27 protein-coding genes are annotated in these 24,601 nt (G+C 33.5%); 15 read left to right on the forward strand and 12 right to left on the reverse strand.

Annotated elements, in window-relative coordinates; genetic code table 11:
* The first annotated feature begins 65 nt into the window (after positions 1 to 65).
* Both ACOOWA_RS06365 and ACOOWA_RS06370 read left to right on the forward strand, forming a co-directional pair.
* Positions 66 to 323: a SemiSWEET transporter gene (locus ACOOWA_RS06365; protein WP_421373994.1), complete on the forward strand. Its 258-nt coding sequence runs from the start codon at positions 66 to 68 to the stop codon at positions 321 to 323.
* A 270-nt stretch (positions 324 to 593) separates the two neighbouring features.
* On the forward strand, positions 594 to 971 hold the full coding sequence (locus tag ACOOWA_RS06370; RefSeq protein ID WP_421373995.1) for a hypothetical protein: 378 nt from the start codon (positions 594 to 596) through the stop codon (positions 969 to 971).
* A gap of 56 nt (positions 972 to 1,027) precedes the next feature.
* Here the strand turns inward: ACOOWA_RS06370 and ACOOWA_RS06375 are convergent, their stop codons facing one another.
* On the reverse strand, positions 1,028 to 1,678 hold the full coding sequence (locus tag ACOOWA_RS06375; RefSeq protein ID WP_421373996.1) for a hypothetical protein: 651 nt from the start codon (positions 1,676 to 1,678) through the stop codon (positions 1,028 to 1,030).
* Positions 1,679 to 1,825: 147 nt separating this feature from the next.
* On the opposite strand from ACOOWA_RS06375, the gene ACOOWA_RS06380 reads away from it, so the two are divergent.
* From ACOOWA_RS06380 to hisIE, 13 genes are all read left to right on the forward strand, one after another.
* A complete protein-coding gene (locus ACOOWA_RS06380) occupies positions 1,826 to 2,401 on the forward strand; it encodes a C40 family peptidase (RefSeq protein WP_421373997.1) in 576 nt (191 codons plus the stop codon).
* 339 nt (positions 2,402 to 2,740) lie between these two features.
* Positions 2,741 to 3,058, forward strand: coding sequence for a methyltransferase family protein (locus ACOOWA_RS06385; protein WP_421373998.1), 318 nt, complete (start codon positions 2,741 to 2,743; stop codon positions 3,056 to 3,058).
* 107 nt (positions 3,059 to 3,165) lie between these two features.
* Entirely contained in the window at positions 3,166 to 3,978 is an 813-nt protein-coding gene (locus tag ACOOWA_RS06390) for a 2,3,4,5-tetrahydropyridine-2,6-dicarboxylate N-succinyltransferase (protein WP_421374000.1), read from the forward strand.
* Positions 3,979 to 3,989: 11 nt separating this feature from the next.
* A complete protein-coding gene (locus ACOOWA_RS06395) occupies positions 3,990 to 4,664 on the forward strand; it encodes a glycosyltransferase family 32 protein (RefSeq protein WP_421374001.1) in 675 nt (224 codons plus the stop codon).
* Positions 4,648 to 5,748: a glycosyltransferase family 4 protein gene (locus tag ACOOWA_RS06400; protein ID WP_421374003.1), complete on the forward strand. Its 1,101-nt coding sequence runs from the start codon at positions 4,648 to 4,650 to the stop codon at positions 5,746 to 5,748. The genes ACOOWA_RS06395 and ACOOWA_RS06400 overlap by 17 nt, the downstream gene beginning before the upstream one ends.
* A gap of 247 nt (positions 5,749 to 5,995) precedes the next feature.
* The gene (hisG, locus tag ACOOWA_RS06405; RefSeq protein WP_421374005.1) at positions 5,996 to 6,853 is read left to right on the forward strand and encodes an ATP phosphoribosyltransferase; all 858 of its coding nucleotides are present in this window, start codon (positions 5,996 to 5,998) and stop codon (positions 6,851 to 6,853) included.
* 1 nt (position 6,854) lies between these two features.
* Positions 6,855 to 8,132, forward strand: coding sequence for a histidinol dehydrogenase (gene hisD / locus ACOOWA_RS06410; protein ID WP_421374007.1), 1,278 nt, complete (start codon positions 6,855 to 6,857; stop codon positions 8,130 to 8,132).
* Between the two features lies 1 nt (position 8,133).
* Positions 8,134 to 9,168: a histidinol-phosphate transaminase gene (gene hisC / locus ACOOWA_RS06415; RefSeq protein WP_421374008.1), complete on the forward strand. Its 1,035-nt coding sequence runs from the start codon at positions 8,134 to 8,136 to the stop codon at positions 9,166 to 9,168.
* A 58-nt stretch (positions 9,169 to 9,226) separates the two neighbouring features.
* Entirely contained in the window at positions 9,227 to 10,321 is a 1,095-nt protein-coding gene (gene hisB, locus ACOOWA_RS06420; protein WP_421374009.1) for a bifunctional histidinol-phosphatase/imidazoleglycerol-phosphate dehydratase HisB, read from the forward strand.
* A gap of 1 nt (position 10,322) precedes the next feature.
* Positions 10,323 to 10,901, forward strand: a complete 579-nt coding sequence (gene hisH / locus ACOOWA_RS06425; RefSeq protein ID WP_421374011.1) for an imidazole glycerol phosphate synthase subunit HisH — start codon at positions 10,323 to 10,325, stop codon at positions 10,899 to 10,901.
* Positions 10,902 to 10,903: 2 nt separating this feature from the next.
* Positions 10,904 to 11,617, forward strand: a complete 714-nt coding sequence (gene hisA, locus ACOOWA_RS06430) for a 1-(5-phosphoribosyl)-5-[(5-phosphoribosylamino)methylideneamino]imidazole-4-carboxamide isomerase (RefSeq protein ID WP_421374012.1) — start codon at positions 10,904 to 10,906, stop codon at positions 11,615 to 11,617.
* Between the two features lie 156 nt (positions 11,618 to 11,773).
* Positions 11,774 to 12,526 (forward strand): imidazole glycerol phosphate synthase subunit HisF, encoded by a 753-nt coding sequence (gene hisF, locus ACOOWA_RS06435; RefSeq protein ID WP_421374013.1) that lies wholly within the window; start codon positions 11,774 to 11,776, stop codon positions 12,524 to 12,526.
* Positions 12,523 to 13,113: a bifunctional phosphoribosyl-AMP cyclohydrolase/phosphoribosyl-ATP diphosphatase HisIE gene (hisIE, locus tag ACOOWA_RS06440; RefSeq protein WP_421374014.1), complete on the forward strand. Its 591-nt coding sequence runs from the start codon at positions 12,523 to 12,525 to the stop codon at positions 13,111 to 13,113. The genes hisF and hisIE overlap by 4 nt, the downstream gene beginning before the upstream one ends.
* 28 nt (positions 13,114 to 13,141) lie before the next feature.
* On the opposite strand, the gene ACOOWA_RS06445 is transcribed toward hisIE, so the two are convergent.
* From ACOOWA_RS06445 to ACOOWA_RS06495, 11 genes are all read right to left on the reverse strand, one after another.
* Positions 13,142 to 14,323, reverse strand: a complete 1,182-nt coding sequence (locus ACOOWA_RS06445; protein WP_421374015.1) for a M28 family peptidase — start codon at positions 14,321 to 14,323, stop codon at positions 13,142 to 13,144.
* A gap of 118 nt (positions 14,324 to 14,441) precedes the next feature.
* Complete coding sequence (locus ACOOWA_RS06450; RefSeq protein ID WP_421374016.1) at positions 14,442 to 15,617, reverse strand: M28 family peptidase; 1,176 nt, start codon at positions 15,615 to 15,617, stop codon at positions 14,442 to 14,444.
* Between the two features lie 99 nt (positions 15,618 to 15,716).
* Positions 15,717 to 16,061: a 50S ribosomal protein L20 gene (gene rplT / locus ACOOWA_RS06455; protein ID WP_047444038.1), complete on the reverse strand. Its 345-nt coding sequence runs from the start codon at positions 16,059 to 16,061 to the stop codon at positions 15,717 to 15,719.
* Between the two features lie 117 nt (positions 16,062 to 16,178).
* Positions 16,179 to 16,376, reverse strand: a complete 198-nt coding sequence (rpmI, locus tag ACOOWA_RS06460; protein ID WP_002979658.1) for a 50S ribosomal protein L35 — start codon at positions 16,374 to 16,376, stop codon at positions 16,179 to 16,181.
* Between the two features lie 330 nt (positions 16,377 to 16,706).
* Positions 16,707 to 17,207 carry a translation initiation factor IF-3 gene (gene infC / locus ACOOWA_RS06465; RefSeq protein ID WP_115596428.1) on the reverse strand — a complete coding sequence of 167 codons (501 nt, stop codon included), beginning with the start codon at positions 17,205 to 17,207 and terminating at the stop codon, positions 16,707 to 16,709.
* A 140-nt stretch (positions 17,208 to 17,347) separates the two neighbouring features.
* Positions 17,348 to 19,285, reverse strand: coding sequence for a threonine--tRNA ligase (gene thrS / locus ACOOWA_RS06470; RefSeq protein WP_421374020.1), 1,938 nt, complete (start codon positions 19,283 to 19,285; stop codon positions 17,348 to 17,350).
* 164 nt (positions 19,286 to 19,449) lie between these two features.
* A complete protein-coding gene (locus tag ACOOWA_RS06475; protein ID WP_421374021.1) occupies positions 19,450 to 19,632 on the reverse strand; it encodes a hypothetical protein in 183 nt (60 codons plus the stop codon).
* A 12-nt stretch (positions 19,633 to 19,644) separates the two neighbouring features.
* Positions 19,645 to 20,250, reverse strand: coding sequence for a DUF4230 domain-containing protein (locus ACOOWA_RS06480; protein ID WP_421374022.1), 606 nt, complete (start codon positions 20,248 to 20,250; stop codon positions 19,645 to 19,647).
* Positions 20,247 to 20,843: a TlpA family protein disulfide reductase gene (locus ACOOWA_RS06485; protein ID WP_421374024.1), complete on the reverse strand. Its 597-nt coding sequence runs from the start codon at positions 20,841 to 20,843 to the stop codon at positions 20,247 to 20,249. Before ACOOWA_RS06485 ends, ACOOWA_RS06480 begins: the two co-directional genes overlap by 4 nt.
* Positions 20,844 to 20,868: 25 nt before the next feature.
* A complete protein-coding gene (locus tag ACOOWA_RS06490) occupies positions 20,869 to 21,336 on the reverse strand; it encodes a hypothetical protein (protein WP_421374025.1) in 468 nt (155 codons plus the stop codon).
* 167 nt (positions 21,337 to 21,503) lie between these two features.
* The gene (locus ACOOWA_RS06495; RefSeq protein WP_421374026.1) at positions 21,504 to 24,434 is read right to left on the reverse strand and encodes a reprolysin-like metallopeptidase; all 2,931 of its coding nucleotides are present in this window, start codon (positions 24,432 to 24,434) and stop codon (positions 21,504 to 21,506) included.
* Between the last annotated feature and the right edge of the window lie 167 nt (positions 24,435 to 24,601).

Genomic DNA, 24,601 nt, shown 5'->3' on the forward strand with positions numbered 1-24,601 from the left:
TCATAGTAAAGAAAACAACATAACTCTTTTTATGTTGTTTTTTGTTTAATTATAAATCAAAATGTATGAATGTTGAAATTTTAGGTTTGATTGCGGGTGGTTTGACTTCAATTGCATCAATGCCACAATTAATTAAAGTCATAAAAACAAAAAATGTAGAAGATATCTCGTGGTTAATGCTTGTAATTTTAATCTTAGGTCTCTCACTTTGGGTTTGTTACGGAATAGAACAGGGAGAGTTACCGATAATCTTATCCAATGCATTTGCTGTTTTGGTAAATTGTTCGTTATTTATATGTTATTTGATTTATAGAAGTAAATAATCTTACTTACATTTATTGGTATTCCCTTTAACACAGATGTTTTAAAATAAGAAAAAAATAAATTATGGAAAACATTATTTTAAAATAAATTTCTTCTGAATTGCATAAAATATCAGTTGTAAAAGATTAAACTATAAAATTAAATTGATATATTTGCCCAATTCTAAAAATATAGAGATAGCTAAAATTATGAAAACTATCTTGAAATTTTGAGAATTTTCTTAAAGATATATTGATTAAATAAACTTATTTCATAAACTATTGTAAAATATGAAGAAACTTTTTTTACTTTTATTGACAACATTCTGCCTTATCAGTTGTACTTCAGACGATGAAACGCTTACAGACTATATCGGAACCTGGTCGGGTACTTACGAAGGTACAGAAAAAGGTCTATGGAAATTTGTAGTTGCAAGTGACGGAAAAGTTACCGGAACCATGTATAATCAAATCAGCAATGTAAATTACAATATTTCAGGAAACTTAGACCGATCTGGTCAGCTTACCGCAGAATTGGTTATACCTGCAGACGGAGAGTTTTCAGGAACTCTGAATCTTGAGAAAAAAGGCAGCGGAAACTGGAGAAATGATTCGCCAACCCCTTCTATTAGTGGTTCTTGGACTGGAGAAAAAGACAAAACAAAATAGATAAAACTATTATAAATAAGATCGGCTGTAAAATTATTTACAGCCGATCTTTTATTTTAAACAAATCCCATTTTTATAATCTGAGAATCTTTTTTTGCTGCAATAAAATGAAGCACATCATCTTCCTCAGAAAAATGATTTTCAAAAACCATTTCATTTTGATTTTCCTGTAAAGAAATTTTTTCTTCAAAAGATTCGGTAAGAAAATTTTCAAAATCTATTTTTATACTTACAATGGTTATTTCATCTGCAATAATTGTTTTTTCTAAGTGCAGACTTTTATCCCATAAGCCTAATAAAATATGTGCTTCCTGCTTAAAATTTTGAAATTTACCCAATTCAAAATTTTGAAGTGCAGTTTTTCCTTCTTTAGTTTTTAAGCCAAACTTTACCGTTCGATTCCCTTTCTCATGTTGTGAGTCTAAATCTTTAATTTCAGTCATCGTCTTTGCAAATCGTTGGTAGAGTAGGGCATCCTCTGCCAATTCAATGTATTTCGAAATACTTGATCGGATTAATTTCCCAACTTTTGAACAGTGACCAAATTCTGAACTGTTTTGTCGGACTTTTTCGTAAGTCGGACTTTTCTTGTAGGCAGTTTTATTAAATCCGCTTTTTTTCCGAACGATATTTTTACCGTTTAAATTATAAAAAACTAAATCTCCAATTGCTCCGTTGAGCTTAATAAAACTTTCGTAAGTCGCCATATTTTCTAAAACAGGTCCAAATATAAATATTAAAATGAAGCAAAACAATATTTATTATATAATTAAAGTATAGTTGTAGTATAGTTATTGTATAATTGAAATTTTTAGGTTACATTTGTATTAGATTAGGATCTAATTGATTTTCAAATGAATAAGGAGCTAGATTTTTCGGAAATAAAACTATATAAGAGATTGGTTGTTTTAGCGATAACCTCTGCAATAATAATATCTTGTGGAAGTTCAAAAAGTGTAGTTAAAGCAAAAAAAACACCTTCAAAAACAATTTCGAAATCTGAAAACCTAAGAAAATTAGATTCTCATTTTGACGGAAAAGTTGCAGGCTCTGTAAAAAGCTTATTAAAAGATGCCGAAAAATATTTGGGAGCTCCTTACAAATTTGGAGGAAATACTTCTTCCGGCTTCGATTGTTCCGGCTTTACCGTAAAAGTTTTTCAGGAAAATAACTTTAATCTACCAAGAAGATCTTCAGATCAGGCAGATTCAGGGAAATCGATTGATATTGGAACTGTAAAACCGGGTGATCTTTTATTTTTTGCTACTTCAGGCGGAAGTAAGGTCTCTCACGTGGGAATTGTTCATACGATTGAAAATGACGGCGAAGTGAAATTTATTCACGCTTCTACAACCAAAGGTGTTATTATCTCTTCTCTCAACGAAAAATATTGGAACAAAGCCTATCTACATGCGCAAAGAGTTCTGTAAACTTTGCAATAGAATTGCGTTATATTGAACTCTACATTTGTCAGAAATTATTAATGATGACAGATTTTATCAGAGTTTTCGTTCCTCTATTTTTATTGTATTCTTTCTGACGGCATTTTTTGGGACAAGTTTTATCGTTTCAAAAAGTATCGGCAAAAATCCTAAAGTTTTCAAAAAAATGATTCTGCTTATGGATTAATCGGAAAATATTTTAAACTTACTTTAGTTTCACTTTTTATTTACACCCTTTTACTTTTCGTTTTCCCGAATGATATTTTCGAAACTTACATGATCAATTTTTTTCAAAGAATTATTTTTAGATATATTGGAATCACTCTAATGATTTTAAGTTTAATTTGGGTTTTGATTGCTCAGTTTCAAATGAAAAATTCATGGAGAATCGGAATTAATGAAGAACTCAAAACAGAATTAATTACAAAAGGGCTTTTCAACTACTCAAGAAATCCTATCTTTCTGGGCATGTTAATCAGTCAAATCGGGTTTTTCTTCACGCTACCAACTTTAATTTCGCTCATCTTTTTTATTATTTCTACTATTTTAATTCAAATCCAAATCAGAATGGAGGAAGAATTTTTACTAAATCAACATGGCAAAGATTATCGCCGATATAAAGCTCAAGTAAGAAGAATTTTATAAGAATTTAATGAAATTTTAATCTCTCAGATCTATTCTAAATCATCACTTTTGCTCAACTTTTTTGTATATTTGGCAGTGAATTTTTTAAATAAATTTTAAACAGTATTATGTCGTTACAACAAACTATTGAAAATATCTGGGACAACAGAGAATTATTGCAGAATGAAGACAGCCAAAAGGCGATTAGAGAAGTGATTTCTTTGGTTGATAAAGGTGAACTTCGTACCGCAGAACCTACAGAAAACGGATGGCAGGTAAATGAATGGGTAAAAAAAGCTGTGGTAATGTATTTCCCGATCCAGAAAATGGAAACTATTGAAGTAGGTCCGTTTGAATTTCATGACAAAATGCCTTTGAAAAGAAATTATGCTGAAAAAGGCGTGAGAGTTGTACCACATGCGATTGCAAGAGAAGGAGCTTATATTGCTCCGGGAGTTATTTTGATGCCTTCTTATGTAAATATCGGAGCTTATGTGGATTCAGGAACCATGGTTGATACCTGGGCAACTGTCGGAAGCTGTGCACAAATCGGTAAAAACGTTCATTTGAGTGGTGGTGTAGGAATTGGTGGGGTTTTAGAACCGCTTCAGGCTGCTCCGGTAATTATTGAAGATGATTGTTTCATTGGTTCAAGATGTATAGTTGTAGAAGGAGTTCACGTAGAAAAAGAAGCAGTTTTGGGAGCAAATGTTGTTCTGACAGCTTCGACTAAAATTATTGACGTTACAGGAGAAACTCCTATCGAAATTAAAGGTAGAGTTCCTGCCCGTTCTGTTGTAATTCCCGGAAGTTATACAAAACAATACCCTGCGGGAGAATATCAGGTTCCTTGCGCTTTGATCATCGGTCAGAGAAAAGAATCTACAGATAAAAAAACGTCTCTTAATGATGCTTTAAGAGATAATAACGTAGCTGTTTAAATCATTTGCAAATGGCAATTCCTAAACAAATTTTTCAGACTTTCAAAACCGATAAGCTTCCTTGGCTTACGAAATTTCATATTAAAAGAATGCTTAAGAAAAATCCTGAGTACGAATATCATTTTTATGATGATAACAAAATTCAGACATTCTTTCAGGATGAATTTCCACCGGAATATTTGAAAGCTTACAACAGATTAACGATAGGAGCTGCCAAAGCAGATTTTTTCAGATATGCCATTCTTTATAAAAAAGGGGGCGTATATCTAGATGTAGACAGCGGAATTAATAAGCCGATTAAAAAGTTTATTCGTGAAGACGATGTCGCTTTGGTAACGGATGAAATTCCACAAACATATTATGTACAATGGGGTCTTGCTTATGAAGCGGGACACCCATTTTTACAGAGAACTCTGGAGATGATTTTGGATAATATCAAAAATAATCCACATCCTCATAATGTACATAAAACAACCGGACCAACGGTGTATACAGACGCTATAAAAGCCTGTTTAAATGAGAATCCCAATATTCCGCATCGTTTTATGGGACCGCATTATGACAATAATATGCAGTTTAAATACAAGCTTGGAAAATTCTTTCTGTACAGTGATAAATCTGAACATTGGAAAAGAAAACAGCTTACCCAAAATATTATAAAACCTGAGAATGAAGATAGCATTTGATGCCAAACGTTTTTTTCATAATGCTTCGGGTTTAGGAAACTATTCGAGAGACTTAGTCAGAATTTTGTCTCAATATTTTCCGGAAAATGAATATTTCCTTTTAAATAAAAACAAATCCGAAAGAGGTTCTGATATTTTAGAAAATCCTAATGTCCAATTTGTTGAAACCTCCAAAGGAACAATGTCTCGACAATTCAAAATGGGAAAAGATGCACAGAGACAGAATGCAGATATTTTCCATGGATTATCCGGTGAATTACCTTTGAAATGGGACAAAAAACCCATTAAAAAAATCGTCACGATCCATGATTTGATTTTCGTGCGATACCCTCAATATTATTCTTTTTTTGATCGAAAAATTCATTTTTGGAAATTTAAAAAAGCGGCAAATTCTGCAGATAAAATCATTGCCATTTCAGAACAGACAAAACGCGATATTATTCAGTTTTTAAAAATTCCTGAAAGTAAGATTGAAGTAATTTACCAAGGCTGTCACAAAGCTTTTAAAGAACATCAATCCGATGAACTTACTCAGCAGACAAAGAAGAAATTCAGACTTCCTGAAAGATTCATTTTAAATGTCGGAACAATTGAAGATCGAAAGAACTTGTTGAATATTGTTAAAGCAATTAAAGGAACTAATATTCCATTAGTGGTTATTGGGAAAAAAACGAAATATTTCAGGAAAATTGAAGATTTTATCCAAAAAAATAAGCTTGAAAAACAGGTTTATTTTTTAGAAGGAGTTTCCATGGATGAATTGGCTGTTATTTACAAATTGGCAGATATTTTCATCTATCCAAGTTTCTTCGAAGGCTTCGGAATTCCTGTAATAGAAGCACTTTTTTCAAAAACTGTAGCAGTCACAAGCAATACAAGTTGTCTTCCCGAAGCAGGCGGACCAGATTCTGTTTATATCGATCCCAATAATTATTTAGATATTCAATCAAAAATAAAGTTTCTTTGGGATAATGAATCGGAAAGAAAACGCCGTGCTGATAAGGGTTTCGAGTTCGTACAGAAGTTTAATGATGAACCGATTGCCAATCAGATAATGAATCTTTACAAAAAAATATTGCAATAAAATCTTTGCAGTTTAAAAATAAGTTCTACATTTGTACCATAAAATTTCAACAATGAAACCGAATTTTTTAACAGTACATCATTATCATCATCTCTGCTAAGACGGAATTGATTGATATGCAACACAGTTAAAAATCAAAATAATTAAACCGTCTGAGTAAACAGACGGTTTTTTTGTTTCTAAATTCTTCCCGGGCAATTTATTTTCAATTAATCATTTTCGTTTACTCAGATTCAAAACAATCAAAATGAGTAAATTAAAAATTGCCATACAAAAAAGCGGCCGGCTTTATGATGAATCTCTTCAGCTTTTGAAAGACTGTGGCATTTTTGTCAACAATGGAAAAGACCAGCTAAAAGTCTCTGTAGAAAATTTTCCAATAGAAATCATGTATCTGCGAAATTCAGATATCCCACAATATCTGGAAGATGGAGTAGTTGACATTGCAATCGTCGGTGAAAATCTTTTGGTGGAAAAACAAAAGAATATTGAAATTATTCAGACGCTTGGGTTTTCGAAATGCAGGGTTTCTTTAGCCATCCCAAAAGAAATTGAAACGGATGATATTGCCTACTTTCAGGGTAAAAAAATTGCCACCTCATATCCGAATACGCTCAAAAATTTTCTCAATAAAAATAATATTTCGGCCGATATTCATGTGATTTCAGGTTCTGTAGAAATTGCTCCGAACATCGGATTGGCAGATGGAATCTGTGATATTGTAAGTTCCGGAAGTACTTTGTTTAAAAATGGACTAAGAGAAACCGTAACACTTTTAAAATCAGAAGCTGTTCTGGCAAAAACGTCAGAATTAGATGAAGAAAAAACTATTATTCTTGAAAAATTTCTTTTCAGAATTAAAGCAGTTTTGAAGGCAAAAAATTCTAAATATATCCTGATGAATGTTCCGAATGACAAAATTCAGATCATTTCTAAAATACTTCCGGTTCTAAAAAGTCCTACCGTAATTCCTTTGGCAGAAGAAGGCTGGAGCAGTATTCACTCGGTAATTAATGAAGAAAGATTTTGGGAAGTTATTGATGAACTGAAAGACAGCGGAGCTCAGGATATTTTAATAATTCCAATCGATAAAATGGTGATTTAATATGAAAATTAATAAATATCCTCAAAAAAAGACATGGTCAGAATTGATTAAAAGACCTGTTTTAAAACAGAATGAACTGTCAGAAATTATAGTTGATATTTTCGAAAAAGTGAAAGAAAATGGTGATCAGGCTTTAATTGATTTTAATAAGAAATTCGATAAAGCTGATGTTGAAAATATCAAAGTTTCAGATGAAGAAATAGAAAATGCAGAGGCATTTATAAGTGCAGAACTTCAAATTGCCATTTCTCAGGCAAAAGAAAATATTACCAAATTCCATTCATCTCAAAATGTTGAAATTGAGAAAATAGAAACTACAAAAGGAGTCACTTGCTGGCGCGAAAACCGGGCAATAGAAAAAGTCGGAATCTATATTCCGGGAGGAACGGCACCTTTATTTTCAACTGTTTTAATGCTTGCGATTCCAGCTCAATTAGCGGGTTGTAAAGAAATTATTCTGTGTACTCCGCCAGATAAAAACGGAAATATTAATTCCGCAATACTTTATGCCTCAAAACTTTGTGGAATTAAGAAAATTTTCAAAACTGGTGGTGCTCAAGCCATTGCAGCTATGACTTTCGGAACTGAAACGATTCCGAATGTTTACAAAATTTTCGGACCAGGAAATCAATATGTCGTGGCGGCAAAAGAATACTGTCAAAAATTCGGAGTTGCTGTCGATATGCCTGCAGGACCAAGTGAAGTGCTTATAATTGCGGATAAACAGGCGATCCCGGAATTCTGTGCGGCTGATCTGCTTTCTCAGGCAGAACATGGAAGCGACAGTCAGGTAATTTTTATATCAACGGATGAGAAAATTTTTAACCAAACCATTAAAGAAACGGAAAATCAGCTTAAGGAACTTCCAAGAAATGAGTTCGCGAAAGAAGCATTGAAAAACAGTCATTTTATTTTATTGAATTCAATTGATGAAGCATTGGAGTTCAGTAATTTATATGCTCCGGAACATTTGATTCTAGCTTTGGAAGATTTTGAAAAATATATTTCGAAAATTCAAAACGCAGGTTCTGTTTTTCTTGGAAATTATTCGTGTGAAAGTGCAGGAGATTATGCGAGCGGAACCAATCACACGCTTCCTACCAATGGCTTTGCAAAGAATTACAGCGGAGTTTCTTTAGACAGTTTTGTGAAGAAAATTACGTTTCAGAATCTATCAAAAGAAGGACTTCAAAATTTGGGAAAAACAATAGAAATTATGGCAGAAGCAGAAGGTTTATTTGCCCACAAAAATGCCGTATCCATCAGATTAAATCAGTAAAATGAAAGAATTTAATATCAATAATTTAGTACGAAAAAATATTCTGGAACTTCAACCTTACATCAGTTTCAGAGATCATAATGAATTTGAAAATCCTGTTTTGTTGGATGCCAATGAAAGCCCGTATGGAGATTTCAATCGTTATCCGGATTCTACACAGAAAAATTTAAAGCAAAAAATATCAAGAATAAAAAATATTTCACCTGATCAGATCGCCATCGGAAATGGAAGTGATGAGCTGATTGACCTGGTTATTAAAGTTTTTTGTGAACCCAAAAAAAATTCAATTTTAATGATGAATCCTTCATTTGCGATGTACGGTTTTTATGCCTCTATTAATGAAAATAAAGTTGTCAAATTAAATTTAAATGAAAATTTTGAAATTGTAAAAGATGATTTTTTAAATGTGATAAAAGATGATCAGTTAAAAGTTTTCTTTTTGTGTTCGCCCAATAATCCCACAGGAAATAGCATTGAAGACATCGAATTTTATGTGAAAATTTTTAACGGAATTGTAGTTGTTGATGAAGCTTATATTGAGTTTTCAGGAAAAGAATCATGTATTGAGTTACTTGAAAAATATCCAAATCTTATTGTTCTTCAGACTTTTTCAAAAGCATGGGGAATGGCGGGAGCGAGAGTGGGAGTTGCATATGCTTCAAAAGAGATTATTAAATTAATTAATACGATTAAAGCACCTTATAATGTTAATTCTTTAAGCTTAAATTCAGTTATAAAATCTATTGATAATCACGAACAATTGAATGATAATATAAAAAATACTTTAATTGAAAAATTCTGGTTGCAAAATGAGTTTCAAAATATAGACTGTATTAAAAAAATATATCCAAGTGATGCTAATTTCTTTTTGATTGAATTTGGAAATGTGGAAAAAGTATATCAAAAATTGCTCGAAAATGAAATTCTGACCAGCAAAAGAAGCCCTCAAATTGCAGATTGTATCCGAATTAATATTGGAAATAGAAAGGAGAATATTCGATTAATTAATGTTTTGAAACAATGCGAAACCTTATAGGTTTTTAAAACCTATAAGGTTTGATGAGAAAATAGAATTTAATAAAATTTATGTAGAAATGAAAAAAGCATTATTTATAGATCGCGACGGAACTTTAATTATAGAACCTCCTATTGATTTTCAGGTAGATTCTTTAGAAAAGCTCGAATTCTATCCCGGAGTTTTTCAGAATCTCTCAAAAATTGCCAAAGAACTTGATTTTGAACTTGTCTTGGTAAGCAATCAGGATGGATTGGAAACAGAAAGTTTTCCTTATGAAGATTTCATAAAACCTCATGAGAAAATGTTAAAATTATTTGGGAATGAAGGGGTTATTTTCAATGATATTCTGATTGATAAGAGTTTTGAACATGAAAATCTTTCTACCAGAAAACCCGGAATAGGAATGTTCGGAAAATATATTTATGGAGATTATGATCTTGAGAATTCTTTTGTGATTGGAGACAGACTTACAGATATTCAGTTGGCAAAAAATTTAACTTCTAAAGCTATTTTCATTCATAAAGTTCAAAATGAAGATGCTGATTTAACAACCGAAAACTGGAGTGAAATTTATTCTTATTTGAAAAAAATCCCGAGAAAGGCTAAAGTTTCAAGAAAAACGAATGAAACAGATATTGAAATTGAAGTTAATCTTGATGGAATCGGAAAATCTGAAATTTCAACGGGCTTATATTTTTTTGACCATATGCTTGAACAGATTTCGAAACACGGAAATCTAGATTTAAAAATTAAAGTAAAAGGAGATTTACAGGTTGATGAGCATCATACGATTGAAGATACCGGAATTGTTTTGGGAGAAGCGTTTTTAAAAGCTTTAGGAAAGAAAAAAGGAATAGAACGATATGGTTTTCTTCTTCCGATGGATGATTGTCTCGCGCAGGTTGCTCTTGATTTCGGAGGACGTTCCTGGTTAGTTTGGGAAGCTGATTTTAAACGTGAAAAAATTGGTGATGTTCCTACGGAAATGTTTCAGCACTTTTTTAAATCTTTCACCGATTCGGCTAAATGTAATCTGAATATAAAAGTAGAAGGAGAAAATGAACACCATAAGATTGAATCTGTTTTTAAAGCCTTTGCTAAAGCTGTAAAAATGGCTGTTAATCAGACAGACCAGAACTTTAATATCCCATCGACTAAAGGAAGTTTATAAAATGATTGCGATTATAAAATACAACGGCGGAAATGTAAATTCCGTGCAAAATGCATTGAACAGATTAGGAGCAGAGTCAATTATTACTGATGATTTAGAGTTAATAAAAAACGCTGATAAAGTGATTTTTCCAGGAGTTGGAGAAGCTTCTTCAACAATGAAAATCTTAAAGGAGAAAGAATTAGATCAGCTAATTCCGACTTTGAAGCAACCAGTTTTAGGAATTTGTCTGGGAATGCAGCTGATGTGTAAAAACAGTGAAGAAGGAAATACTTTGGGAATGGGAATTTTTGATATTAACGTAAAAAAATTTCCTTCAGAAAATATTGTTCCGCACATGGGCTGGAATACGATTTCGGATTTTAAATCAAATATTTTTTACGGAATTGAAGAGAATGAAGACGTATATTTTGTTCATAGCTTTTATTGTGAATTATCAGAAAATACGAGTTCTGTCTGTAATTATATTTTGCCATTCAGTGCGTCTTTGCAGAAAGATAATTTTTATGCCATGCAGTTTCACCCTGAAAAATCCGGAGAAATCGGAAGTAGATTATTAGAAAACTTTTTAAAACTTTAAGTATGAAAATTATTCCAGCTATCGATATCATTGACGGAAAATGTGTCCGTTTGTCAAAAGGTGATTATAATACAAAGAAAATCTATAATGAAAATCCGGTAGAAGTTGCTAAAGAATTCGAAAGTTTCGGTATCAAATATCTTCATTTGGTAGATCTTGATGGGGCAAAATCCAAACATATTGTCAATCAAAAGGTGTTGGAAATTATTGCAAATGAAACGTCTTTACAAATCGACTTTGGAGGTGGCTTAAAAAGTTTTGAAGATATTCAAATGGCTTTTAATTTTGGTGCAAAACAGATTACAATCGGAAGTATTGCAGTTCAAAATCCTGAATTCTGTTTTGAATTGATTGAAAAATACGGTTCGGATAAAATTATTCTCGGAGCTGACTGTGAAAACAGAAAAATAAAAACTTCCGGCTGGCTGGAAGCAAGTAATAAAGATGTGATTGATTTTATTCTCCAATATCAACAAAAAGGTGTAAAAAATGTCATTTGTACAGATATTTCAAAAGACGGAATGTTGGAAGGTCCGTCAACAGACTTATATCAGGAGATTCTGCATCAAACTTCTGTACAGTTGATTGCGAGTGGCGGAATTTCGGGGATTGAAGATATTTATAAAATGAAAGAAATCGGATGTTCCGGAACAATTATCGGAAAAGCAATTTATGAGGGACGGATTTCCTTGAAACAATTGCAGACTTTTGTCTAACCACAAAAGTTTTTAACACATAAGTCACAGAAGAGTTTTAATAATTCTCTTTATAAAAGAGCACAGAAGTTTAGAAAATCAAAGATTTATATGGAGTCCCGAAAAGGACGACTTTCTAAAGGATAGGATAAAATCCTATCAAAAAATATAACAAGCATGTTAAAAAAAAGAATAATTCCCTGTCTTGATATCAAAGATGGAACGACTGTAAAGGGAATCAATTTTGAAGAATTGCGAAATGCAGGAAATCCTATAGAATTGGCAAAGAGATATGAAGAGGAAGGAGCCGACGAACTGGTTTTTCTGGATATTACAGCAACCATTGAAGAACGGAAAACTTTTGTTGAATTGGTAAGAGATATTGCTAAAGAATTGAGTATTCCTTTCACAGTCGGAGGCGGAATTTCTACAGTAGATGATGTAAGGAAGTTATTGGAAGCAGGAGCAGATAAAATCAGCATCAATTCTTCCGCGGTAAAAAATCCTCAATTGATTTCTGATTTGGCTCAAGAATTTGGAAGTCAATGCATTGTCGTTGCAATTGATACGAAGCTTGTAGATCATTCGGATTGGGTTCACACCAAAGGAGGTCGTGAAATTACAGATCTAAAAACAATTGATTGGGCAAAAAGAACGGAAAAATTGGGAGCCGGCGAAATTCTTTTAACATCAATGGATGGTGACGGAACTAAAAACGGTTTCGATTTAAGAATCACAAAACTAATCTCTGAAAACTTAAATATTCCCGTTATCGCTTCGGGAGGTGCCGGAAATATTGAAGATTTTGAAAAAGTTTTTAATGAAACAAAAGCAACGGGAGCTTTGGCGGCGAGTATTTTTCATTTTGGAGAAGTGAAAATCCTGGATTTAAAAAATGAATTAAAACTTAAAAATATTGCAGTACGATGAAAATTAATTTTAATACAAATAAAGATGGTTTAGTTCCTGTGATTATTCAGGATGACAGAACATTACAGGTTCTCATGTTGGGTTACATGAACGAAGAAGCCTTTGAAAAAACGAAAAAAGATGAAATTGTAACATTTTTTAGCCGCTCAAAAAACAGACTTTGGACGAAAGGCGAAGAATCCGGAAATTTTTTAACTGTAAAAAGTATTAATGTTGATTGTGATCAGGATACGATTTTAATTAAAGCTGTTCCTGAAAACATAGTTTGTCATACCGGAAGCTTCAGTTGTTTTGGTAAGAAAGATTCCAAAGGTTTTTTATATGAGCTGGAAGAAAAAATCAGCCACAGAATTAATGAAAAAGCAGAAGATTCTTATACCTATTCTTTATTTCAGAAAGGGATTAATAAAATGGCTCAGAAAGTAGGAGAGGAGGCTGTGGAATTGGTTATTGAAGCCAAAGACCATAATGATGATCTTTTTAAAAATGAAGCTGCAGATCTGTTGTATCATTTTTTGATTTTGCTGAAAGCTAAAAATATGAACTTGGAAAATATTGAAAAAATTCTTTTGGCAAGAAATAACTAAGCCTGCAAATTGCAGGCTTAAAGTTGTATTATTCAATAATTACTTTTCTAACGACCGTGTGATTATTTGCTGTTATTTTTGCTAAATGAACACCTTTTACGATGCCGGAAATATTTATTTTAGTATTATTCTTTTCTTTCAAAATCGTTTGACCTGGCAAATTGGTTAATTCAAAACTGAAATTCTTTACATTTTTTGGTAATGAGAGATTTAAAAAATCTTTTGCAGGATTAGGATAAACTGATATTTTTTCTAGCTGATTGATGGAGGTTTCATCAGTTGATAAAATTGTAGTTGATGCCACAGCAAAATGCTGAAGTGCGCCAACTGAAGCTTTTCCAACTTTGTAAATATAAACGGGATCTGTATTGGCAAAAGTATCGTTCGCAGTGTGAGGATAATTACTTCTGATTCTCTCAAAATATCCTGTAATAACTTCACCTTTCAATTCAAAAGGAATATAATCGGTATCTTCAGCTTCGTCAATATCCGTTAATAATGGTGAATAAAGACCTGTAAGCGTTACCAATTCCTGAGTTGCAGCCACAGAAGCAGCTGTATTATTGGGGTTTCCGCCCATATCTTCGTCACAGTAAATCGTATTATTATTGTTCCCCATTTTACCTCCAACCTGATCCAGGTTAAAAACCAGTTTAATATCTAAAACACGGGTTGAGCCTTGATAAGCAACCGTATTTGCGTAATGAGAACTGCCTTTTAAACCCTGTTCTTCTCCTGAAAAATGAATAAATTTTATAGAATATTCTGTCGGAACATCTTTCAAAATTCTTGCAGCTTCCAGAATAATTGATGTTCCGCTTCCGTTATCATTTACTCCCGGACCATTGATACTGTCGAAATGACCACAGATAATCACAAATTTGTTCGGATAAAGTGTTCCTGTTTTTGTAACGACAAGATTTTTTGAATTTACCGTATTTCCTCCTGAAACGTAAGAAAAAGGATCTTCTACAATCTGGCTCGCAGAATATCCGTAAGAGGTGTATTTATTTTTAAGCCAGTTTAATGCATTAGTATTATTTGCAGAACCGGTGGTTTTAATTCCGAAATTTGAAAATTCCTGCAAATTCGTAGTAATATTGGTTTGGGTAACCTGATCTGCTCTCGTCTGATAAGCCTGAATAAAGTTTTGTGCTTTTACAATTTGAAGTCCGAAAGACAAAACAATAATACCAAGTATTTTCTTCACGTTATAATTTTTGCAAATGTATAAATAAAATGATTCCAAACGAAAGTAAGGAATCATTATTTTTTATTTAATAAAAACTTTAAATTGATAAATGATTTTTTAAAAATTCAATTTATTTTTATTTATCGATAATCATTTTTTTAGTTATTGTTTCACCATCAGATTTTATGGTACAAAGATAAACTCCGGTTGGTAATTTAGAAACATTGATCTTATTTTCGTTTACATACGTTGAAATTAATTTACCACTCATATCACTGATTTCAAGAGAGAATTTTTTAATATTATTAGGAAGTTCAACATTCAGAATATCTTTTGCCGGATTAGGATAAATCTTTATTGATTCCAGTTTATTGACAACAGTTTCATGAGTACTCAAAACAGAAGTTGCCACCGCAAAATGCTGAAGAGCTCCGACTGCCGCTTTTCCGACATTAAAAACATATAAAGGATCAACATTCGCAAAAGTATCATTTACCGTATGCTGATTTCCGCTCACAGGGGTTTCATAAAAACCTGTAATAATATCTCCTTTAGCTTCAAAAGGCACATAATCTGATGCATACGCATTTGATAGAGTGGTCTGTAGAGGAGAATATAACGTTGTACAGTTTGCCAATTGCTGAGTCATTGCAAGAGACGGTGCATTATTGGCTGTTCCTCCCGCTGAACTTTGATCGCTTTCACAAACAATTGTATTGCTCGGATTGGTGATTTTTCCTCCGACCTGATCAATATTAAAAACAACTTTTAAATTAAGCTGACGAACATTATTACTAAAAACAACGTTATTCACGTAATGATTACTACCGATCAAACCCTGTTCTTCACCCGAAAAATGGATAAACTTGACCGAATATTCTGTAGGAACATCTTTCAAAATTCTTGCAGCTTCCAATAAAATAGAAGTTCCGCTTCCGTTATCGCTTACTCCGGGACCTGTAATGGTATCGTAATGTCCACAAATAATAACGTAAATATTAGGATAAACAGTTCCAGTTTTGGTAATAATTAAATTCTTAGAAGTTGCACTTCCATAAGTAAAAGTATCTTCTGTGATCTGACTTGCATCATACCCGAAAGACTGATATTTAGCTCTAAGCCAGTTCAGTGTATTTGTATTGGCTGCAGATCCTGTAGTTTTCACACCGAGATTCGAAAATTCCTGAAGCAAAGTGGTAATATTCGTTTGAGTAACCTGATTGGCTCTTGTCTGATAAGCCTGAATAAAACTCTGTGCCTGCAAACCGTATGAAGCCAAAGAAAGGAGAAGAAGACCTGTTAATTTTTTCACTTTAAATTGTACTACTTTTTAATATTAAGCAAATGTAGATAATAAAAAAATCCCGAGCAAAAAACTCGGGATCTAATATTGATAACAAAAAATTTTACATTATTTTACTTGATCTACAACTGCTTTGAAAGCTTCAGGATAGTTCATTGCTAAATCAGCAAGAACTTTTCTGTTTAATTCAATGTTGTTCTTTTTAAGAGCTCCCATAAACTGAGAGTAAGACATTCCGTGCTCTCTAGCTCCTGCGTTGATACGCATGATCCAAAGTGATCTGAAGTTTCTCTTTTTCTCTTTTCTTCCACGGTAAGCATATTGCATTGCTTTTTGTACCGCGTTTTTAGCAACAGTCCAAACGTTCTTTCTTCTACCGAAAAAACCTTTAGCTTGTTTCATTAATTTTTTTCTGCGTGCTCTAGAAGCTACGGCATTTACTGATCTTGGCATAATTTAAATTGTTTTTTTGAAAAGGGCGGTAACAATTGTTACTCTTGGGTGCACCGTTTCAGGGTTAAATGTTGAATTTGTTTGAATTCTTATAAACCGGATAATGATTTATAAAAACTACTTAATTGCTAATTGACGTTGAACGCTTTTCTCATCCACTTTAGCTACGTAAGAAGTAGTAGTAAGATTTCTCTTCTGCTTAGTTTCTTTTTTAGTTAAGATGTGGCTTTTGTAAGCGTTTTTTCTTTTGATCTTTCCAGAACCGGTAAGAGCAAAACGTTTCTTAGCACCTGATTTCGTTTTTAATTTTGGCATTGTTTGCTTTTTTATGTTTTTGTTATCAATATTTTAGCTATCGGCTAAAAGCATTTGGCTATTAGCTTTTCGGGCGTGCCCCTCAATCGTTCATTCCGCTTCGCTGCATTCACTCATTCGGGTCGGGCTATTCATTACAAGTCCTCGCTCCTCTGCATATTCCTTCGCTTGTTGCGGGCTTTTCATTAATATCCCTCACGCAGATAATTGGTGTGCAAAATTACGAAAAATAATAATACGAAAAGAGACTTTCAAAAGAAAATCTCTTTTATATATCGCAAACCAAGAATATCAAAGTTTAAAACTTTGATCTTTTGGTGTAATTATAGATTATTTAGCCGGTTTCTTAGGACTCATCATCATAATCATTCTCTTACCTTCAAGCTTAGGCAATTGATCTACTTTTCCCACGTGCTCTAATTCCTGAGCCAGCTTTAAAAGTAAAATTTCTCCCTGATCTTTAAAGATAATAGAACGGCCTTTGAAAAATACGTAGGTTTTCAATTTCGAACCTTCTTCCAAAAACTTTTCAGCATGTTTCTTTTTAAAATCATAATCATGCTCGTCAGTCTGAGGTCCGAAACGAATCTCTTTAACGACAACCTTGATTTGTTTCGCTTTAAGTTCTTTGGTTTTCTTTTTTTGCTCGTATAAAAACTTTTTATAGTCTAATATTCTTGCAATGAACGGTTCAGCTTTATCTGAAATTACAACCAAGTCAAGTTCCTGTTCTTTAGCAATCTGTCTTGCTTTATCGATAGGGAAAATTCCCGGCTCTACGTTATCGCCCACCAAACGAAGTTCTCTTACGCGAATCTTATCGTTTATCATGTGTAGGTCCTCTTGTACAGGACGTCTTTGTGGGCCTCTGTTGTTAAATCGTTGTGCTATTGTATTAAATTTTATTGGTTAACTTTCTATTTAAATATTTTTTTGAATGATCATTGTTTCATTCAAAATAATTTTGTGGTTTAAGCCTGATACTCAACTGCAGTTTTTGATGCTTCTTTAAAGTAAGTTACAAAATCATCAATTTTCATAACTCCAAGATCTCCTTCGCCACGTCTACGTACAGAAATTGTGCCATCATTCTCTTCATTTTCACCTACTACAAGCATAAATGGAATTTTCTTCAACTCTGCATCACGGATTTTCTTACCCGTTTTTTCGTTTCTGTCGTCAATCAGACCGCTAATATCGTGATTTTCTAAAAGTTGTGAAACTTTTTTAGCATAATCTACATATTTTTCACTGATTGGTAATATCGTAAACTGATCCGGAGCCAGCCACAATGGGAAATCTCCGGCAGTATTTTCTAATAAGATGGCTATGAAACGCTCCATCGAACCAAATGGTGCTCTGTGAATCATTACCGGTCTGTGCTTTTCATTATCGCTCCCAACGTAAGTAAGATCAAATCTTTCCGGTAAATTATAATCTACCTGAATGGTTCCCAACTGCCATTTTCTTCCTAAAGCATCTTTCACCATGAAATCCAGTTTAGGACCGTAGAATGCAGCTTCTCCATATTCAGTAACAGTATTCAATCCTTTTTCTTTTGCAGCAGTTACAATCGCATTTTCTGCTTTTTCCCAGTTTTCATCACTTCCGATATACTTTTCAGTATTTTCAGGATCTCTTAGTGAAATTTGAGCCGTAAAATCTGCAAAACCTAACGATCCGAAAACATAAAGTACCAAATCAATCGTTTTCTTAAATTCATCCATCAGCTGATCCGGAGTACAGAATAAATGCGCGTCATCCTGCGTAAATCCACGAACTCTTGTTAAGCCGTGAAGCTCACCACTTTGCTCATATCTGTAAACAGTACCAAACTCTGCATATCTTTTTGGCAAATCTCTGTAGCTCCACTGCGAAGTTTTGTAAATCTCACAGTGATGCGGACAGTTCATTGGTTTCAGCATAAATTCTTCTCCCTCATTCGGAGTTTTAATGGGCTGAAAACTATCTGCACCATACTTATCCCAGTGTCCTGAAGTTACATACAATTCTTTTGCTCCGATGTGAGGAGACATTACAAATTCGTACCCCCCTTTTTTCTGAGCATCAGAAAGGAAATTTTCTAATTTTTTTCTCAAAGCCGTACCTTTTGGCAACCAAAGTGGTAAACCTGCACCTACTTTTTCTGAGAAAGCAAAAATCCCTAATTCTTTACCTAATTTTCTATGATCTCTTCTTTTTGCCTCTTCTAATAACTCAAGATATTCTGTCAGTTCTTTCTGTTTTGGGAAAGATATACCGTAAACTCTTGTTAATTGAGGGTTTTTCTCATTTCCTCTCCAATAAGCTCCTGCAGCATTTAGAACTTTAAAAGCTTTTACAATTGAAGTATTTGGAATGTGACCTCCACGACAAAGATCTGTAAAGTCATCATGCGTTACAAAAGTGATTTCTCCATCATTAAGATTAGAGATCAACTCAACTTTGTAAGGATTATCTGCATACGTTTTTAAAGCTTCTTCTTTAGAAACCGGATATAATGAGAATGTTGATCCTTTTTTAGCATTTTCTAAAACTTTCTTCTCGATTTTCTCAAAATCTTTATCAGATAAACTTTCGCTTCCGAAATCTACATCATAATAAAATCCGTTTTCAATTGCCGGACCAATGGTTAACTTAGCATCAGGAAAAAATTCAAGGATAGCCTGCGCCAAAAGATGGGCAGAAGAATGCCAGAAAGCTTTCTTTCCAAGATCATCATTCCAGGTTAATAGCTGTACGGTAGAATCTGTGGTTATAGGCGTGGTAATTTCGACTTGTGTGCCGTTTACAACTGCGGAAATGGTATTTCTAGCCAATCCCTCGCTTATAGATTTTGCCACATCCAAAGGAGTAGTAGCTCTTTCAAATTCTCTGACACTATTGTCTGGAAGTGTAATTTTTATCATTGTTTACTAAGAAATTTTAAGATGCAAAAATACGCATTTTTTATGTCTTTAAGAAATACTGACGGTATATTTCACCAAAAATGCAATTTATTTTAAAATTTCACGTTAGTCAAAATTGAATTTTCAAAATCATATTCACTTTTAAACAAAAAAATACTAAGCTCTCACTTAGTATTATCTGTTTTTCCCGATTTGTTACTTGAAGATTTCTGTACATCTTCTTTATCAACATCCGGCGGATTTTGTTTTTCTGATGAAGAAGGAATATCACGAAAGTCTTCATTCTGCTTTTTTGTTTCTGCGGAATTGGCAGAATCTTTCTTTTTGTTATCGTCTTTTGAATTCATAAGTTTTGAATTTTAGAGTCCAAGAACACCGATTTTACCGGTCTGATCTTCTATCTTATAATTCAAAGCCTTTGCCAAAACGAAAATATTATTAAGATTTTCCATCAATTGTTGATGACCTTCACTTCTCAGTTTATTCTGGTCAACAGATTTTATCGCCGTTTGTTTAGCTTTATTCTGAACATTTTTAATATCCTGCTCAGAAATCCTGTTGATGAAAGAATCGTCTAATGACTGAATTTCCACACTTGGTACAATTCTGATTTCTGCATTGGGAAGATCTGTAATAATCAGTTTTTTATTGATGGAATCGACTTCCATTTTCATCTTATTCAAATCGTAAGAAACCTGCGCATTTGTTTTAGTATAGGTGATAATACTGTTGCTCGTCATTTCTTTTCCAAGAAATTCATAACCGAATTTTGTTTTTTGCATTGCAGAAAAATCCTGTTCCAAAACAACCATTTTATTCATTTTGGAAATCTGATTGGTCAGAATATAATAATTTGACTTTTCTGTTTTTTCGGTCGGTTTAAAGCAGGATCTGAAACTGAAGAACAGAATCAACATGAGGAGAATCCCTCCGACAAATGGAATAATTAATCTTAAATTTTTCAATTTTCTTTTTTAAATATTTCTCTGATTACCGATGGGTCATCTTTTTTCAGGATCTCTACGAGATCTCTTTCGATGTAACCACTGGTCGGCATTTCGATAATTCTTCCAATTTCCTTGCCATATTTCTGAACAATGATGGTAGGAACTTTAGAAACATTATATTTTGATTCCTCACCGTTTGGAGATTCTTTTTTACGGTTTACCGCAATAATCGTCATTCTTGAATCCGGATATTTTACCTCATCTAAAATCTTCATCAATCTTGGGAAATCACGGTGACTGTCTTCACACCATGTTCCTATAAAAACGACAAGATCGTAAGTTGTGATTTTATTTTTTTTCAGCTCACTTACGGCTTTCTGATCTGTTTGATATTCATTAAATTCTTTTGTATACCACTCAGAATAGGGTTCTTTAACGAACTGATCTTTTAACTGTGCTCCCAAAAGCATTTTCCCATCGTTTGTTGTTTCTACTTCCCGGTTTACCACAGCTTTTTGTGCAGAAAACTGTTGTGTTGTTAAGGCCAAAACTAAAACGGTAAAAATATTAGCAATTATTTTTTTACAAATCATATCTCTATTATTTTTCATTGTATTTGTAAATCTTTGATTTCATCTATTTTTCAATTATTGTTTTTAAATCTGCGGGAGAGTAGTATTTGTTTTTTAAAACTTTGTGATCTGATTTTCTGTACACATTAAATTTTTCTCCTGATTTCTCATAGAAAGAATCCACTTCTTTTGCTGCATAAAATTCAACAGTTTCATTTGCCTGTTCTTCATTATCACAAGCTTTAGACATATTTGAGCGCTGAACTTCATTAAATAATTCAACAAATTTATTACCCAAACCGAATTCTAAAACAGCACCACTCAAAACATATTGTAAATCGCATAAAGCATCTGCAATTTCTACGATATTATTATCTGCAATTGCCTGTTTTAATTCGTTTAGTTCTTCCTGTAAAAGTTCAACTCTTAGGTTGCATCTTTCTTGTGAAGGAATCTGTGGAGTATCTAAAACAGGTGCTTTAAAGGTTGTGTGGAATTCTGCTACTTGGTTCAGGCTGTCAATTTTATCCATGAAATTTTTTATTTAAGGCAAATATAAAAATTAGATATTAGATATCAGATATTAGAGCTTAGGTTTTTAATGCCTTTTACAATTCCCGCAAATCATATACTATTAATTACACAAAAAAAGTTGCCCGTTTCCGAACAACTTTCCAATTTAAGGTTAATCAAATTGATCTAATTTTTTATAAATCTTTTTGAGATTTCTCCAACCTGAATCATGTAAGCACCTTTCACAAGACTGCTCACATTTACAGATCCTCTTTCTAATTTCCCTGAACTGATAAGTTTTCCTGCCATATCGAAGATTTTATACTCATCACTTTTTGCATTTGATACATTTAAAATATCTTTTGCCGGATTTGGATATAATTTAAGATCAGTCAACAAATCTTTAGTATCAAAATCATTACCTCTTCCTGATGAAACAATATTTAAAGTATAATCTTCTACCTGTCCGTAAGTATAAGAACCACAAGATGACGAAGGAACAGAGTTATACTGCATCATTACACGCATTCTAGTTGTACCGACAGTTGCAGTTGATGGAATTGTAATTGAACCCGTTACAGGAGTTGTTTGTGAACCCGTTTTTGTCCATGCCAATTCTCCGCTGTCTGTAAAATCTCCGTCGCCGTTATAATCAATGTAAACTGCATACGCTTCATTGTACTTAGTTGAAGTCCAAACCGGAGTTACAGAAATTGTGTAAGCTGTACCTCTTGTAACATTGGTGGAAACTGAAGTAAAGTTTTCATAACCTGCAGTTCCAGTTGAAGTATTGTTGATGGTTCCGAATTTTACATTTCCAATTCTTTCATCTGCCGTATTTGTAGCAGTTGCCGAACAATAAGTAACTGCACTTCCTGCAAGAGTCGTTACAGAAACGGTATTGCTTGAAACTGAATTATTTCCTGCTGCATCTTTTGCCTTAACAGTAAAACTGTATGTTGTAGAAGGCGTTAAACTTGTTACAGAATAAGAAGTTGATGTTGAAGAACCAATCAACGAAGTACCTTGGTAAACATCATAACCTGTCACCGCAACGTTATCTGTAGCACCCGACCAAGAAAGATTTGTGGTTGTTGAAGTTGTTCCGGATGCTGTCAAAGTTGGAGCCGATGGCGGAGTAGTATCTGTTGCTCCAGAACCTGCATTTACCGTAATATTTGCATTATTTACATCAAAGAAAATATGATCTGAACCTTTTACCATAATTCTTCCTGTACTTGTAGAAACATTTGGAATTGTTACCGCCTGAGAACCGTCATTTGGAGTTCCGGAAAGTAGGGTAGACCATGTATTTCCGCTGTCTGTAGACCAAAGAATATCTACATTGGCTGCATTTACTCCATTTGCTGTAGTTCCTGCAACATTCCACGTGATAGTTTGAGAAGTTCCTCCGGAATAAGTTGTCGCCGTATTTTGAGAACTTACGGAGAAAGGTCCCGCAGTTCCATTTACTGTAATTACAGCATCATCAGAATTATTTCCTGAGCCTCCTGATCTGTTATCACGAACCGTAAATCTGAAATTATATGTTCTCGCCACATTTGATAACGCTTCAACCGTAATTTCAGAACCCGCCGTTGTTGTTGCTCCCGTTAAAACAGATGCCATTCTCGGGAAATATCTCGTAGGAGTTGTTTGCGGAGTCCATGATCTGAAAGTTGGACCTGTTGCTTTTGTAGCACTTGCCGCCGAACTTGCTCCTGTTTGAGAAGATGAAGCATTGTTCATCTGTTCCCAAATATAAGTTAAAGAATCTCCATTCGCATCGATTCCGGAACCTGTTAACATAAATGGTGTTCCTTTTGGAATGGTATAATCTAAACCGGCATTTGCTGTAGGAATTGAATTGCCCGTATTTGTACTTGTCGGGCAGGTTTTAGCTTTAATATTATCTGTAATCTGCTGAATACTTATTGCATGAAAGAAAGAATCTGAATGTGCCTGAATATCCTGACTTGTAATTCCTGCATACCCCATGATTGTAGATCCTGAACCAGGCTCCATATTAGCACCAGTTCCTTCGTTAGCGTGAGAGAAAGTATGATTTCCACCAAACTGATGACCTAATTCGTGTGCTACATAATCAATATCAAAATTATCGCCTGAAGGAACTCCGTCTGACGGAGAAGTATAACCGCTTCCTTTTGAACCATTTACACAAACACAGCCGATACAACCTGCGTTTCCTCCGCCTCCGGAAGCTCCGAATAAATGTCCGACATCATAATTTGCCTCGCCGATTACGGAAGTTAAAGTTGATTGAAGTTGAGAATTCCAGTTACTCATTTGTGCTGCTGGAGAATAAGGATCTGTAGAGGCATTGGTATAAATTACAGCATCATTATTGGCAATCAAGACCATTCTTGCAGAAAAATCTTTTTCAAAAACTCCGTTTACACGAGTCATTGTATTATTCATGGCAGCAAGAGCAAGTGCTTTTGTTCCTCCAAAATAAGTGGTATATTCTCCTGTTGATGATAAAGCTAGTCGGAAAGTTCTTAATTTCGCATCATCCGCATTGGGTCTCGCTGCAAGATTATCAATACCGGAAACTCCTTTTTGAGCAACGTCGATTACCGTACATTCAAATTTGTTTAAATCATCTTTTTTATCTGATTTTTTATAAACTACATAGGTTGAAAGATCTTTAGAATAAGGCTCGATGAAAACCGCCGATTTATCACCATAAATTTCCATTGAAGATAATCCTAACGGAGATATACTGAAATAAACAGTTGAATTTGAATCACCAAAACCTTCTCCTATATAAGATTTGATGTCCGGATATTTTGCGGCAAGCTGGGGATCAAAATTAGAATTTTCTCTTACTTTAAAATTCTCCATTTTCCCGCCAGAATTTGGAAAAGAGATAATGATTTCAGATTTTTCTCCTACAGCCAATCTTTTGGGAGCTTTTGCTAAAGCATTTTTTAATCCAATAATATCTAAACTATAGATTTTCGGATTGTTAATAGAGGATTTGTTTTCAAAAATTTCTGAATTTGTTTTTTTGGAAGTTTCAGACCAAAGACGATCTGTCTGTGCGAAAGAAATGCCTGACATAAGCACTCCAATCACCAATAGTTGTTTTTTCATAAAATATCTATTTTGATTGTGGAATATCAAAGCTAATAAAAATAATATTACGAAAAACAAAAATTATTAAGAAAATTTTAGAGTTTTACTTTAAATTAATATGCAATACATTGAACCAGCAAAAAACTACTTCACTATAAAATGAAAATAGCACACGTAAAGTACGT

The sequence above is a fragment of the Chryseobacterium sp. GP-SGM7 genome (assembly GCF_049166575.1).
In the GTDB taxonomy this organism is placed as follows: domain Bacteria; phylum Bacteroidota; class Bacteroidia; order Flavobacteriales; family Weeksellaceae; genus Chryseobacterium.